Annotated in this window: 15 protein-coding genes; 5 read left to right on the forward strand and 10 right to left on the reverse strand. The window is 62.0% G+C overall.

The genetic code is table 11. The features are described 5' to 3' along the window. Nucleotides 1-100: 100 nt before the first annotated feature. Nucleotides 101-379: a hypothetical protein gene (locus tag D2K64_RS03565; RefSeq protein WP_120006654.1), complete on the reverse strand. Its 279-nt coding sequence runs from the start codon at nucleotides 377-379 to the stop codon at nucleotides 101-103. A 151-nt stretch (nucleotides 380-530) separates the two neighbouring features. On the opposite strand from D2K64_RS03565, the gene D2K64_RS03570 reads away from it, so the two are divergent. The 3 genes from D2K64_RS03570 to D2K64_RS24190 all read left to right on the forward strand — a co-directional run bounded on the left by D2K64_RS03570 (nucleotide 531) and on the right by D2K64_RS24190 (nucleotide 2,254). Further along, nucleotides 531-1,268 (forward strand): response regulator transcription factor, encoded by a 738-nt coding sequence (locus D2K64_RS03570; RefSeq protein WP_120006656.1) that lies wholly within the window; start codon nucleotides 531-533, stop codon nucleotides 1,266-1,268. A 41-nt stretch (nucleotides 1,269-1,309) separates the two neighbouring features. Continuing rightward, nucleotides 1,310-1,558, forward strand: a complete 249-nt coding sequence (locus D2K64_RS24185; protein ID WP_157985699.1) for a hypothetical protein — start codon at nucleotides 1,310-1,312, stop codon at nucleotides 1,556-1,558. A 126-nt stretch (nucleotides 1,559-1,684) separates the two neighbouring features. Beyond that, nucleotides 1,685-2,254: a hypothetical protein gene (locus tag D2K64_RS24190; protein ID WP_157985700.1), complete on the forward strand. Its 570-nt coding sequence runs from the start codon at nucleotides 1,685-1,687 to the stop codon at nucleotides 2,252-2,254. On the opposite strand, the gene D2K64_RS03575 is transcribed toward D2K64_RS24190, so the two are convergent. From D2K64_RS03575 to motA, 6 genes are read right to left on the reverse strand one after another with little or no spacing between them, the layout of a single operon-like run. Then, entirely contained in the window at nucleotides 2,251-3,000 is a 750-nt protein-coding gene (locus D2K64_RS03575) for a flagellar basal body L-ring protein FlgH (protein ID WP_120006658.1), read from the reverse strand. The genes D2K64_RS24190 and D2K64_RS03575 overlap by 4 nt on opposite strands. Continuing rightward, nucleotides 2,997-3,452, reverse strand: coding sequence for a flagellar basal body P-ring formation chaperone FlgA (gene flgA / locus D2K64_RS03580; RefSeq protein WP_120006660.1), 456 nt, complete (start codon nucleotides 3,450-3,452; stop codon nucleotides 2,997-2,999). The genes D2K64_RS03575 and flgA overlap by 4 nt, the downstream gene beginning before the upstream one ends. Nucleotides 3,453-3,463: 11 nt before the next feature. Then, nucleotides 3,464-4,246, reverse strand: coding sequence for a flagellar basal-body rod protein FlgG (gene flgG, locus D2K64_RS03585; RefSeq protein ID WP_120006662.1), 783 nt, complete (start codon nucleotides 4,244-4,246; stop codon nucleotides 3,464-3,466). Nucleotides 4,247-4,305: 59 nt separating this feature from the next. Continuing rightward, on the reverse strand, nucleotides 4,306-5,058 hold the full coding sequence (gene flgF, locus D2K64_RS03590) for a flagellar basal-body rod protein FlgF (RefSeq protein ID WP_120006664.1): 753 nt from the start codon (nucleotides 5,056-5,058) through the stop codon (nucleotides 4,306-4,308). A gap of 1 nt (nucleotide 5,059) precedes the next feature. Beyond that, nucleotides 5,060-7,624 carry a hypothetical protein gene (locus tag D2K64_RS24195; RefSeq protein WP_157985701.1) on the reverse strand — a complete coding sequence of 855 codons (2,565 nt, stop codon included), beginning with the start codon at nucleotides 7,622-7,624 and terminating at the stop codon, nucleotides 5,060-5,062. A 5-nt stretch (nucleotides 7,625-7,629) separates the two neighbouring features. Continuing rightward, on the reverse strand, nucleotides 7,630-8,481 hold the full coding sequence (motA, locus tag D2K64_RS03600; RefSeq protein ID WP_238383988.1) for a flagellar motor stator protein MotA: 852 nt from the start codon (nucleotides 8,479-8,481) through the stop codon (nucleotides 7,630-7,632). On the opposite strand from motA, the gene D2K64_RS24200 reads away from it, so the two are divergent. Beyond that, on the forward strand, nucleotides 8,444-9,637 hold the full coding sequence (locus D2K64_RS24200) for a lysozyme family protein (protein ID WP_162306131.1): 1,194 nt from the start codon (nucleotides 8,444-8,446) through the stop codon (nucleotides 9,635-9,637). The genes motA and D2K64_RS24200 overlap by 38 nt on opposite strands. On the opposite strand, the gene D2K64_RS24205 is transcribed toward D2K64_RS24200, so the two are convergent. Next, nucleotides 9,622-10,002, reverse strand: a complete 381-nt coding sequence (locus tag D2K64_RS24205) for a hypothetical protein (RefSeq protein ID WP_157985703.1) — start codon at nucleotides 10,000-10,002, stop codon at nucleotides 9,622-9,624. The two genes, D2K64_RS24200 and D2K64_RS24205, sit on opposite strands and share 16 nt — an antisense overlap. Before the next feature lie 201 nt (nucleotides 10,003-10,203). Here D2K64_RS24205 and D2K64_RS24210 point away from each other — a divergent pair, with 201 nt between their 5' ends. After that, nucleotides 10,204-10,860: a hypothetical protein gene (locus tag D2K64_RS24210; protein ID WP_157985704.1), complete on the forward strand. Its 657-nt coding sequence runs from the start codon at nucleotides 10,204-10,206 to the stop codon at nucleotides 10,858-10,860. 72 nt (nucleotides 10,861-10,932) lie between these two features. On the opposite strand, the gene D2K64_RS24215 is transcribed toward D2K64_RS24210, so the two are convergent. Together D2K64_RS24215 and D2K64_RS03615 are read right to left on the reverse strand one after the other, a co-directional pair. Continuing rightward, nucleotides 10,933-11,523, reverse strand: a complete 591-nt coding sequence (locus D2K64_RS24215) for a MotE family protein (RefSeq protein ID WP_157985705.1) — start codon at nucleotides 11,521-11,523, stop codon at nucleotides 10,933-10,935. A gap of 135 nt (nucleotides 11,524-11,658) precedes the next feature. Then, the gene (locus D2K64_RS03615; RefSeq protein WP_120006674.1) at nucleotides 11,659-12,399 is read right to left on the reverse strand and encodes a hypothetical protein; all 741 of its coding nucleotides are present in this window, start codon (nucleotides 12,397-12,399) and stop codon (nucleotides 11,659-11,661) included. Nucleotides 12,400-12,471: the final 72 nt, after the last annotated feature.

The following is a 12,471-nucleotide window of genomic DNA, read 5'->3' on the forward strand; positions in this document are numbered from 1 at the left end:
CGCTGCTCCCCCCGGTGACCCTTTGCTCATCTCCAGCTGCTTCTGTCTGCCGCAGCTCAGCCCCCAGGGCTGCGGCAGAACAGCGGATGCGCCAGAAGGGTCATGCAGCCGCCGGCTGGGTCGATGTCAGCAAGGCACGGCAGAACTGTTGCTCCTCCGCCAGCCACTCGCCACGGCGCAGCCGCACGACCTGCCCATGCACCGCTTCCTCTGTGGGCCGGAAATGCTGCTCCACCTCCCGCAGCCAGGCGTCATCAGTGTTTCGCAGCACAGCCTGGCACAGCACGCTCCGGTACTGCCGTGCCAGGTTTAGAGGCATGGTGGCCGTGGTCGCCAGCACTTCTGCCAGGTATTCGAGATCGATCTCGGTCAGCTGCATGCCCCATCTCCAGGCAATGGCTTCTGCCAAACTCATGATCCATGGCTTTATGCGTGAAGATGATAAGCGAGTGGTGAAGACGCGGCGCCGATACACATCCGTTGTTGCTTGACTGCCTTCCCCTTTTCTCCTTTCCGCAGGATTTCCCCCCATGCGCGTTCTTCTGGTCGAGGATGACGCTCGCACCACCCATGACATTAGTATGATGCTGCGCGCGAGCGGCATCGTCACGGATGCCACGACCAGGGGTGAAGAGGCGCTGGAACTCGCTGCCCTCTACGATTACGACATCGTGCTGCTCAACCTCATGCTGCCGGACATGGAGGGCTATGACGTCCTCCGTCGTCTACGCGGTGCCCGCATCGAAACACCCGTTTTGGTGCTCTCCGGCTTGGCCGGCGCGCAGCCCCGGATCCAGGCGCTGGCCACGGGCGCCGATGACGTCATCACCAAGCCCTTTGACCAGCAGGAGCTGGTGGCCCGCGTGCAAGCCATTGTTCGGCGCGCCCGGGGCTTTAGCAAATCCGTCCTGCTGGTCGGGCCGCTGAGCCTCGACATCAGTGTCCAGGAGGCCCGCATTCACGACCAGGCGCTGCACCTGACGCGCAAGGAATACGCCATTCTGGAGCTGATGACCCTACGCAAAGGACAGGCCGTGAGCAAGGAAGCCTTTCTTAACCATCTCTACGGCGGTATTGACGAACCCGACGCTAAGATCATCGACGTCTTTGTTTGCAAGCTGCGCAAGAAGCTCGCTGATGCTGGCGCCAGTGATCTGGTCAGCACGATTTGGGGCCGTGGCTACTTGCTGCGGGATGTCAGGGCCGAGACGCCAGAGATGCCCTGGTGCAGCAGAGTCGGCCTGCCAATGTCTCGTCTGGCGGCCTGATGCTTTCTTTTCTCTCTTGTCTCTAACTGCCGGACCGCACCATGCGATCAGCCGAGTTCAACCATGGTCCCTACACTATCAAGACCTTTGTGCTGCAGGGTGAATGCCGCGCCCGGGCCTTCCTGAACGGAACCTGGCTGCGCAACATCTCCGATTGGAAAGCCGAAACACTCGAAGAGGTCGTGCAGCGCATGCGCGCTTCCCTAGATGCAGAAGAGAATGATGAAGAAGAGGACACAGAGATAGTCTACAGGCTGCTCTCTGCTCCTTTCCTTAGCCACGAAGTTTAAGCTTCTCTTCCACATTCGTGATGTTGTGGAAGCCATGTAGAAACGGCGCTAATCTACGGCCGAGTGTCCCTGTGCTTCCAAGGCATAGGGCATCCAGTATGCTTCGGCACCCGCCGGGAGATCCGCATGCCAGATCCTGGCGCTTTCACGGTATCGCAGCAACAAGATGTGGCAGTGTTCTACATTCGGCCAGCACAGGCCGCCCTTGCCTATCTTGCTGCATCTCTGCTGCTAGGGATGTTGTTTGGTTTACCAACGTTGGCAGTGCTGCTGTCGCCTAAGCGTCACGATTCCGCTTCTCTAGCTGCAGCGGTGGCAGGGCTCTTGATTGCGGCTCTCGCCGGAGCGGCTTTCCTGCGCGCACGGCACGCACGCCATGTTCAGCAGATCCGTGTTAGTTCGGACGGCCTGTCCTGGACCGGTGGAGCATTGCCCTGGAGCGCTATCCGGAAGCTGCGGCTAGAGAAACCGAAATCCACTCAGGCAACAGCTGGTATCTATGGCTTGGCAGCCGGCATTGCTGCGCAGCAGGGCGCCGTGTCTGCTAGGTTGCTGCTGGAACCCTCCGACGGCAGTGCAGCCCTGGCGCTGACGCCGGCGCTTGGCGCCGAAGTGGCCGAGTCGCTGCGCAAGGCATTGTTACAGCATGCACCGCGCAGTGCCGGCGATGTTCTGACGTCAGAAGCCCTGCCTTAGTAGGGTAACACCCGATCGAAGATTTGCTGACCCCAGCGCGGCCGTTGCAGGTCACTCGATACACCGCGTCCGCCATAAGCAATGCGCGCCTCGGCAATCTTCTCCGAAGCAATACGATTGTTGGGGCGGATATCCTCTGGCCGCACCAGCCCGCGCAACTGCAGCTCGCGCAACTCGTTGTTGACGCGGATCTCCTGGGAGCCGGCAATCTCCAGGTTACCGCTCGGTAGCACGCGCACTACGGTGGCCGCTACCTGGAGGCGGATCTTCTCATTGCGGCGGATCCTGCCGGCACCTTGGCTGGTGCTGTCGCCGCCCAGCTCCAGCGCTGGATCGAGACCACCGCCGAATGCCTTGCCGAGCACGCCCTGGAGCCCAAACAGGAAAGGCACCTTGAAGTCCTGGCTCGATTTGCGATCCAATTCGGTTCTGTTGTCGAATTGAGCGCTGTCGTCGATCTCGATCTCTACTGTCAGCAGATCGCCAATGCCGCGGGCGCGCTGGTCCCGAAAGAATGTGCGGCTGCCCGGCCGCCATAGGGAACCTGGCATGGCCGGGCCAGTGCCAGCAAGCTGTGGCTGCATGGCGACTTCCAAGGGATTGGCGGCCTCGGCACCGATCGGGATGCCGTCCAACTCTCCCGGAGCCGAGATCGGCGGCGGCCGCTGGATGTGGCCGAAGGTGTCGCATCCGGTTAGGCCGAGTAGCAGCAGCGCCGCGGCAGTCGTGCGATTCGTGCGCTTCATGGTGTGCCTCCAATTTCGGCCGTGCCCTCTGCCACCACACGGGCGCGAATAGTGCGGCTGCTGGCCGGGTTATGCACCCGGATCTCCTCACCTAGGGCTCCGCCTTCCATGGCGCGGCCCTCCATCTCCAGGGTGGCGCCGGCGCTTTTCCATATTACCCGCACAGCTTGGCTTGGTCGTACCGCGAGCGGCGGGCCAATGTCGCGACTGCTGATCGGTGCATCGGCACGGATGCGGCGCCGCACCTCCAGGCCATCGACACTGTCGGTGCTGTCGACGTAGAAGGGGCGATCATAGCGTGGCACAGCGGAGGTGACGTCTTGCGGCCGCAAACGGTCGCCGGGTTCCAAAGTGGCCGCGGCATGCCAGACCTCGCGTGCCGACAGGGGAGCAGCAGGCAGACCGCAGGCGAGCAATGGAACGAGCATGGAAAAGGCTGACAAGGTGCGCATAGCTGACTGCCTCAGCGGACGTTGTTAGCGGTCTGTAGCATCTGGTCGGTTGCCTCGATCACCTTCGAGTTCATCTCGTAAGCACGCTGAGCGGCGATCAGTTGGGTGATCTCCTGCACCACGTTGACATTCGAGGCTTCCAGGTAGCCTTGACGGATCTTGGCAAAGCCAGGATCGGATGGAAGGCCGGTGTTGGGCTGACCTGAGCCCTCGGTTTCTAGGAACTTGTTGCCACCGATTGCCTCCAGGCCCGCCTCGTTGGGGAACATGTAGAGGTTTAGTCGGCCGGCATTCTGCTGTTGGCCACTAGCCTGGGTGACGATCACCTCACCAGCTTGGTTGATGGTAACGTCTTTAGCATCCACCGGAACATTGATGGCGGGCTCGATCGGATAGCCTTCACTGGTCACCAGCTGGCCCTCGGCAGAAAGCTTGAATGAGCCATCACGAGTGTAGGAGACGGTGCCATCCGGCAGCGTCACACCGAAATAGCCACGCCCCTCAAGCGCCAAGTCATACCGATTGCCTGTGTCCGTCAGTGAGCCCTGCAAGGTGATGCGGTTCACTGCGGAATTGCGCACCCCGAGTCCGATCTGGGTACCAACCGGCAGCAGCGTTCCCGCCTCCGAGGAGGCGGAACCAACGCGCTCGGTAGACTGGTAGATCAGATCCTGGAACTCTGCCTTGCGACGCGTAAAGGCAGTGGTTGAGACGTTGGCAATGTTGTTGGCGATCACCTCGACGTTAGTCTGCTGGGCCTGCATACCGGTGGCCGCGATGCTCATGGCGCGCATAAGGGGGGTCCTTTCTAGAGCGGGGAAGGCCAGTCAAAAATGTCGTCAGCAGAAGAAAATCAGTTCGGTCGACCGAGTGCGTCGATCATCTTCCGCACTCTGGAATCATCATCCGATACGATGCGCTGCAAATTTTCATAAGCCCGCTGTACGGTGGTCATGTTGGTGAGTTCCAGCACAGGCTGCACAGTAGAGGCTTCCAGTGAGCCCTGAACCATTCGAACACCCGGTGTGTTGGGCGGTACCGGCTGTACATCGGCTGCTGGAATTTCCAGAAGTCCATCACCACCCTTGCGGATGGCGCGCAAATCGCCGCCGCGAAACAGGCCAATGCGGCCTACTTGTTCCGCTCGACCATCTACGGTTGCAACCAGTGTGCCATCGCCGCGAATTTCGACCGCTGTCACTCGGTCCGGCAACTGCATTCGGCCGCCACCCTCGTCCAGCACGGCACGACCACTTGCATCGACCAATGTGCTGCCGGCATCGACACGCAGCCGACCATCACGTGTATAGCCGCGGCCACCATTCGGCCGTTCGACGGCAAGAAACGCTTCACCATCGATGGCGATGTCGAGCGGATTCCCTGTTGTGCTGAGTGAGCCCTGACGCACATCGAGATAGGTCGCGCGATCCTGCACGAAGGCGATTTCGCGTCCCGGTACGGCCAAGCGGCTAACGTGGCTCTGGAACAAGGTGCGGTCACCACGAAAGCCCGTGGTGTTGGTATTTGCGAGGTTGTTGGCAGTGACATCCATTTGTTGGCGCAGTGCGAGCTGGCCCGAAAGACCCACAATGCTGGGGCTGTCCATTTCAATTGCTCCCCGTAGCTGAAAGAAGCTTTTCTACTTCACGGCTGCGCGCGATAGCAGCGCGGGCACCGGTGACGCCACGGGGTGAGGCTTGAGCGTTCCCACTCAGCTGTAGCAATGCCTTGATGCCAGGGTCGGCCGCCAGAAGGTCGGCCGGTACATCCGGCTTGCCACCTGCCAGAGCGGCCGCGGCGGCTAGGCGATGTGTCGCCTCGGTGCGCACCGCTGATTCCAAGGTTGGATCGCGCAGCAACTCAGCATAAGCGGATGCGGCCTCTGACCAGGCCTGAGCCTGGAACAGCAGTCCAGCGCGGCGCTGTCGGTCAGCCAGGACGTCAAGGCCGGAGAGTTCCTGGGCTGCCTCGCGGGGCTGGCCAAGTCGGGCCAAGGCCACGCTGGCGGCGCGGTGCATTTCGGGTGAGGGGGGTAGGCTGCGTAGCAGCGCCATGGCGCGACGCGCATCGCCTTCTTGCGCTAGCGCTTCGGCACGTGCGACTAGCAGCGCGCCGGCAGGTTGTTGCAGCGTCGCGGGGGTAAGCTGGCGCGCAACATCCAACGCGGCATCAGACAATCCTTCCGACAACAGCAGCCGCACCATGCCCTGCCTGATGTCATCGCCGCGCTCTCCTGGCGTGGCATAGCCCTCGTACTGCCAAAACAGCGCCAGCCGCTCACCAGGTGGTGGCAGCGCCATACCTTTGGCGTCGACTAACAGCAGGCGCAGTGCCTGCGCAGCCAACCGGGCGCCACGGCTTTCGGTGCTAGGGCGCAGTGCCGCTTGGCTAGCACCGTCAGCAACCGCAAGTGCACTGGCCGCGTCGCCCCGCTCCAGTAGGCGCTGCGCGTAGAGCACGGCGGCTTCCTCACCCAGGCTGTCAAAGCGATAGGTGCGGCTGGCATCCAGCAGCGTCAGCTCGGCTTGACGACCTTCTGTCCCAGGGCGGCCGAACTGTAGGGCCGCCAAGCGGATGCGGGCCTGCAATGCAGGCAAGGAGTGGCCGCCCTGTGCCACGGCGGCCTCGAGCTGCTGCAGCTCTTCGGCCCGGTTGCCCTCCGTACGCGCCAACCGCGCCAGCAGCAGCGCGCGCGCTGCCAACTGGTCGGGACGTGGCTGGGTGATCGCGCCGCCTGGGCCACGTAGCGCACCCAGCAGGGTGCGCATGCTTTCGGCATCTTCATCCACTGCATCAGCGAGAATACCGACAAAGGCTAGGCGCAGCTCGGCGGGCACCTCGCGCAGCGCAGCCCGGATGCGCGGAGCAATCTGTGCCAGCATCGTGGCATTGCCCTGCACGGCAGCTTGCAGGCCGCGCCAGAGCGGCAGATCTGGCCGGGCGCAATCGGCGGCATCCATGAGCAAGGGGGAGCTGACATCCACTGGCTGGCGACCGAGCAGGCGTGCTACGTCGCGAACGCGCTCCAGCCGCTCGCGCACCTCGCCAGCCGGCCACTCTGAAGGCCGGTTCGATAGGACCTCCAAGGCCTCGCGTGGCAGTTCGCGCCCAACATAGAACTCTGCCAGGGCGGCTGTCTCAAGAGCGCCTTGATCCGATTCTGCCAGCAGGTTGCGCACTGCTACCAAGTCTTCGGTAAAGGATTGGGTGCCAGCCCACCCAGCTAAGCTGAAGCTTGATGCGGTGCAAACCGGTTTGTGGGCCGTTTCTGGCGGAGGCGGAAAGCTCGGATTGGGTAACGGCGGCGCGGCAGCAGCAGTAGCAGTAGCAGCAATAGGCTGAGGTGCTGCAGCAGCAGGACCAGGTGAAGAAAGCACAGGCGAACCGACGGCGGGGGGCGCTGAAGTGCCATTGAGGATGGCCAGTCGGCTGACCAGCGTTTCCCGCAGGCGCGCCATTTCATCCCGCGGTGGCTCGCTGGTCGAAGGGACCGCAGAGGTAATCCGGGATGAAACGACCGGCTCAGAAGGTAGTTTAAGCGGCATGGCGGCTGCCATAGGCACTGAAGGCGAAGGAGCCGGGTTTGGCATTGGACTGGACGCGACTGCCGGAGAAGCTTCCGCAGCAGGCTCCGGTAAACGGCCGCCGCGCAGCAAGGCAATAGCTTGTTCCTGCCCCAGTAGACCAAGCCGTACGGCGTCATCCAAAAGGCGTCGCCGAGCGGCAGCCAACTGTGCAGGGCTAGCAGGCTCACGCGCGGTGCGGGACGGGCGCAGATCCACGTACAGCATGCCATCAAAGGCGCCGGTTTCAGCCACACAGTCACAAGCAGGGCGCAGGCGCAGCACAGTGAAGGCGCCTTCCTGCCGCACCTCCATGCCAGTTAACTCAGACAACGGGCGCTGTCCGGTGAGGTTCAGCTGATAGCGGCCACGCAACCACAGTTCATGGTCCTGGCCACTACGGCGCAGCTCATAGGCTGGCAGCGTGCCGAGATGCAGCACCACGCGGCCACGGTCATTGTGCTGCCCGGTGCGCACACGCACAGCGCCGTCACCAATCGGCGCGGCAGTCTGTAAAGCAGGGGAAGCATTATCCGGCCGTTGCGCTATCGCCGGCTGCGTTAGCAGCGGCGGCAGGGCGAGGCCGGCCAGCAGCAGGGCGCGGCGCATTGAAGTTACTCCCCACCCTCAGTCTTCATGCGGCCGGCATCGCGCAGCTGCGTTTCCATATCATCGAAGCTGGGCTGCAACTTGGTGGGAATTGCCTGACGACCGATCTCGACGCAAATCTGCGGCGACAGGTTCTCGAGGTAGCTGGTGATCACGGAGCGGGCGACATCAGCCATCCGCTTCTCTTCCTCGAAGATCGCCTTGAGGCGGCCAGCCATCGGGCCAACCAGCCCATAGGACAGGAACACGCCAAGAAAGGTGCCAACCAGTGCCGAACCAATCATCCGGCCCAGTACCTCGGGGCTTTCGCTGATCGCGCCCATGGCCTTGATGACTCCGAGCACCGCGGCCACGATGCCAAGCGCCGGGAAGGCATCGGCCATCGTTTGGATTGCCTTGGCAGGCTTCAGGTTTTCCGCATGGCGCTTATCGATGGTGGTTTCCATCATCTCACCGATGCGATGCGGATCCTTGTTGTTCAGTGTCACCGAGCGCAGCGTGTCGCAGACTAGGCTCCGCAGTGCGGGATCCTGGATCAATCGTGGATAGCGAGAGAAGATCGGTGAGCTTTCCGGCGTCTCAATATGTTTTTCGAGCTTCGCCGCACCTTCCTTCTGATGGGTGCGCAGCAGAAGGTAGAGCAGGCAGAGCAGATCGCTGAAATCCGTCTTGTTCCAGCTCGACCCCTTGAACACCTTGCCGAAAGCCTTGAGCGTCTTGCTCAGCAGTGCGCCATCGCCGGCAATCAGCAGGGTCATGAAGCCGCTGCCGCCAATGATCATCATCTCTGGCCCAAGGGCATGCAGGATCACGCCCATCTTGCCACCGGCGATCAGGTACCCGCCGAAAACGGCCAAGAAGACTCCGAAGATTCCGGCGATCTGGATCATTGCGTGGCGCAGTCCCGCTGTTGCGACAAAGGGCCAGAACTCCGGCCATGCCATTCTCTTACCATTTCGCATGGCGATGTGCTACGAGCATTTTTCGCAAAGCGACGGAGTTGCCATGCCAGCCCCCCTAAAACTGGCCACCGCTGTGGACAAAGCCACCACCGCAGCCGGCCAAGCCGCTGCTAGTCTTCGCAGCCGAGCTGAGACACTAGGCCGCTACACGGTGGATGCCTCGGTTACGGGAGCGTTGCGTAACGCTGCAGAGGCCACCGGGGTTAGTTTTGATGTTTTGGCTGCTAAGGCTGCGATGGAAAGTGGCTTCCGGGCCGATGCGCAGGCCTCTACCTCTTCTGCCCGTGGCCTATTCCAGTTTATTGACCAGACTTGGCTCAGTGTAGTGCAAGAGCATGGTGCGCAACATGGCCTAGCCGATGAGGCGGCAGCGATCACCCGTACCGGCAGCCGCTTGTCCGTCTCTGATCCTGCAATGCGAAATCGAATCCTGGCACTGCGTGATAACCCGGATATCTCAGCCCGCTTGGGTGCTGAGCATTTGCGTGACCTGTCAGACTCTTTGACTACTGCGATTGGCCACCGCCCTGACGCCACGGAATTGTATCTAGGACATTTTCTGGGACTTGGTGGCGCTAAGGCACTGATAGCGAAGGGATCAAGTGATCCAGAGATGGCCGCGAGCCAAGTGCTGCCCGAAGCTGCCCGTGCCAATCCATCTATTTTTCGCGGGAGCGATGGTGCTCCACTCTCAATCAAGCAAGTGATGGACAAGCTGCGCGGTCGGGTCAACCAGACCTATGCGCAGCTTGGCCTGACGCCTCCTAACGGACCGGTCACGCTAAACGCCGCACTACAGGCGCCGAAATCTGGCGAGGCTGTGGCCAGCAGTGAGCCCATGTGGTGGGGCAGCGGCGCGCCGGCACGTGTGGCGCATGTGCCGGAGCAGGCGATGCTATCGACGCTCATGGAGGTCTTCACCCGCATGAACAAGGCAGGGGCGCAGCGCAGCCTAGGTGAAGAAGGCCATGCCCTGCCGACCGGGGTATTAGAAGCCCTTCGGCAGACTGACAGCGGCGCTGAGGCCCGCAAGGCTTACGGCGCAGCCTGAGCCAACGCAGCCTGGACTGGGTGCCTAGTCCAGGCAGATGCGCTCGGCAGCAGTCGGAAAGGAATAGGGTTCTGCGAACCGGGAACCAAACTTAGAATCGGCGCCTCTGCCCGGCGTCGACGCGCCTCATTCTCGCGCCGAACCTCAGCACCATGCCGATGGCCGGCGGCATAACAATGGCGAAATGCGGCGCCAAGGATGTGGTCGGCAGGGGAGATTTGCTGCCCCAGAACATCCTGAACAAACCCTTCTAAAACAATGTCGCGCCGCTGCCCGACGAGACCGTCGCGGCGGCCCAGTGCCGTGGCACGGTCTAGAGTGGACTCATCGAAGCTCACAGGATCGGCGACGGGGGGAAAGCTCATGATAGATCCAATCCATAAAGAAGAAGCAGGGGGAAGCTTCAACGCCATAATGGCGAATCTAGCCTTTTGAGATCAAGAATTTTTCGCATGGCTCTGAAAAACTAAGCGTTGCCCGCAGTTCCATGCCCAATGACGGCTTTGCGAAAAATTATTACTTAGTCGCTAAGTTGGGTATCCCGCTGAAGCTTGGGAGAACCCATTATGCCGCGTTTCCCCTTTAATCGCTTGCCTGCCGTAGCAGTGATGGCCAGTGCCGGATTGGGCGTCCACCTGGGTGCTTTCCCTGAATTGTCCACGCCGTCCGGCTGGGGCGTCATGGCACTGCTAGGAGCAGCAGGATCGACCTGGGCGCTCTGGCGCAGGGCAGCACGCTGCCCGCCTGCTCTTAGTCTGACGCTGCGGCCTCTGCCAGATCCGCAGACGCTGGACGATGTGTTGCACTTCATGAGTGCCGCGCCATTGGCTTGGTGTGCCCGACGCGGTGAATGGTGCCTAGAGATTGATGCATCAGGGCCAGCTGATCTGCCTTGGCGGCTGGAAGTGCGTCATGCGCAATGGCGGGAGCCTTCGCTATCGCTGGCACATGCGGCGAGCTTCGATGCGGCGTTGACTGCCTCCCGTCGACTTTATGCCACTCGAGAGAGTGCTGAGGCTGGCACAGATCTGGCGCTGCGCGAGGCAGCACGACTGCTAGGCTGCGATATGGAGTTTTCTTTGCCTGGATTGCAGCAACGAATCACTGCTCTGGCCGAAGGGGGATATGCCCTGCATGACGAAACCGGGTGCCGGGCCTTGTCGCCGCCCACGGTTGATGCCCTGTTGGATGAAGCTGGGCGGCTCCACAACGCAGCTGGCTGATAACAGTGTAATCGATACGAGAAAGGGGAGGAGCCGAAGGCTCCTCCCCTTCTTCATGTCACAGGAGATAATTTAGGGGACCGGATTGCGGAAAGCCTCGCGACGTCCGGCGATCTCCTGTGTCACAGCCAGGGCGGCTGGCGGCTCCATCTGTGCCAGGATTGGCCCAGCCATACGCTCAGGGATCTTCAGCAGGATGACTGCAGCACGCGGCGCTTCAAGTCGCTCCAGCACTTTAGCTGCCTGCTGCGGCCGCATGTTGACATAGAGTGACACCAGCGCATCGAGATCGCTGTCGGCGCTAACGCTTTCTTTGCTAACCAGCCGTTCAATTTCTTCGCGCAGGCGAGTCAGTTCACTGATTTGGCCGCGGGTCATAGCTTCTGCCGCTTGCAACTGTGCCTCGCGCGCCTCCAAAGCCCGCTCACGACGATCCATTTCCGCTTGGCGGCGCGCCACCTCTAGCAGTAGGCGGCCGTCGCCAGGTCGTTCGTCACCAATTGGGCTAGCGCGCACGGGTATGACGGGAGCCGAGGTGGTCAGCGGACCGGCCAGGACCGGTGCCACGACCGGCCGCGCTACCATGCCCTCGCGAAGCGTTACCGGTTGGAAATGAATATCACCCGGCGCCGTCATCGCTGAGGCGGACACCTCGGTTGACATCAGGGACTCCAGCCGGCCGGGCACTAGGGCAATGAGCCCTAGCAGCATCACTGGCAGGCCCAGCCGTGGGCCGAAAGCTCGACCCAGACTACGTGGGGCTGTTATAGATAAAGAAGCAATTGGCCTCGTCATGATTCAGTCCAGCTTGACGCGAATGGTGCGTGGCCCACCGTCAGAACCCGGTTCCTGAAAAGGCCTGACTGGCCGCTCTGCAAACAAAAGCTCGGCCGCTAAAACGTTGCCAAGAGGCGGCGGCAAGCTGCCAAGCGGCGGTTCCATCGAAACCAGTGTCCTCAGGAGTGACACCGGCTCTGCCATGGTAACCTCCGTTTCGGACTCGCTAGAGCTCGCAGCGACCAGCTTGGGCTCTGGCTCGGGCTCGGGCTCGGCAACGATATCGAGAATGGGGAACATGGCTGGCGTAGGCAACGCTGCGGCTAGGGCATCGGGTATGGCATCGTGCGAAATGGCCGGTCGCCCTGCCAAGCGCTCGGCCAGACCAATCGGCTCCACGAGCTCCCGTGGCGGCGCCGCCGCACGGGCGCTCTGTAGCTTGCGGTTCTGACGTAATGCCTGGTCAAGCCGCGTTGCCACTTCCTCTGCATGGCGCGAGGCGGTGGTCAGCTCCTGGGAGAGGCGGCGACAAGCGCCGATCTTGCTGTCCACCTCGGCGAGGCCATCGCGCACCTTCTGCACAACGCCGCCAGCGGAGTCATCCAGCCGGCGGGAGGCAGCGTCGAGCTGGCCGACCACGGCACCAGCGCTTTCCAGCGAGGTGCGCAACCGGCCCATTCGGCGGTACAGCAGTCCAATCCAGCCCGCCTGGGCGGCTAGCACCGCCAGCGCCGAGGCATCCAAGATCTGTGTCAGGTTCATGGGGATTTCCTCAGGCCTCGTGTGCCGGCGGTGGGGACGGAACGTCACCCGGCCAGCCTTTTTCAATCACGC

The sequence above is a fragment of the Teichococcus vastitatis genome, assembly GCF_003604215.1.
Taxonomy (GTDB): Bacteria; Pseudomonadota; Alphaproteobacteria; order Acetobacterales; family Acetobacteraceae; genus Pseudoroseomonas; species Pseudoroseomonas vastitatis.

Coding starts and splice junctions, on each gene's coding strand:
- D2K64_RS03565 (WP_120006654.1), bottom strand. CDS start 379: ATGCAGCTGACCGAGATCGATCTCGAATACCTGGCAGAAGTGCTGGCG.
- D2K64_RS03570 (WP_120006656.1), top strand. CDS start 531: ATGCGCGTTCTTCTGGTCGAGGATGACGCTCGCACCACCCATGACATT.
- D2K64_RS24185 (WP_157985699.1), top strand. CDS start 1,310: ATGCGATCAGCCGAGTTCAACCATGGTCCCTACACTATCAAGACCTTT.
- D2K64_RS24190 (WP_157985700.1), top strand. CDS start 1,685: ATGCCAGATCCTGGCGCTTTCACGGTATCGCAGCAACAAGATGTGGCA.
- D2K64_RS03575 (WP_120006658.1), bottom strand. CDS start 3,000: ATGAAGCGCACGAATCGCACGACTGCCGCGGCGCTGCTGCTACTCGGC.
- flgA (WP_120006660.1), bottom strand. CDS start 3,452: ATGCGCACCTTGTCAGCCTTTTCCATGCTCGTTCCATTGCTCGCCTGC.
- flgG (WP_120006662.1), bottom strand. CDS start 4,246: ATGCGCGCCATGAGCATCGCGGCCACCGGTATGCAGGCCCAGCAGACT.
- flgF (WP_120006664.1), bottom strand. CDS start 5,058: ATGGACAGCCCCAGCATTGTGGGTCTTTCGGGCCAGCTCGCACTGCGC.
- D2K64_RS24195 (WP_157985701.1), bottom strand. CDS start 7,624: ATGCGCCGCGCCCTGCTGCTGGCCGGCCTCGCCCTGCCGCCGCTGCTA.
- D2K64_RS24205 (WP_157985703.1), bottom strand. CDS start 10,002: ATGAGCTTTCCCCCCGTCGCCGATCCTGTGAGCTTCGATGAGTCCACT.
- D2K64_RS24210 (WP_157985704.1), top strand. CDS start 10,204: ATGCCGCGTTTCCCCTTTAATCGCTTGCCTGCCGTAGCAGTGATGGCC.
- D2K64_RS24215 (WP_157985705.1), bottom strand. CDS start 11,523: ATGTCAACCGAGGTGTCCGCCTCAGCGATGACGGCGCCGGGTGATATT.
- D2K64_RS03615 (WP_120006674.1), bottom strand. CDS start 12,399: ATGAACCTGACACAGATCTTGGATGCCTCGGCGCTGGCGGTGCTAGCC.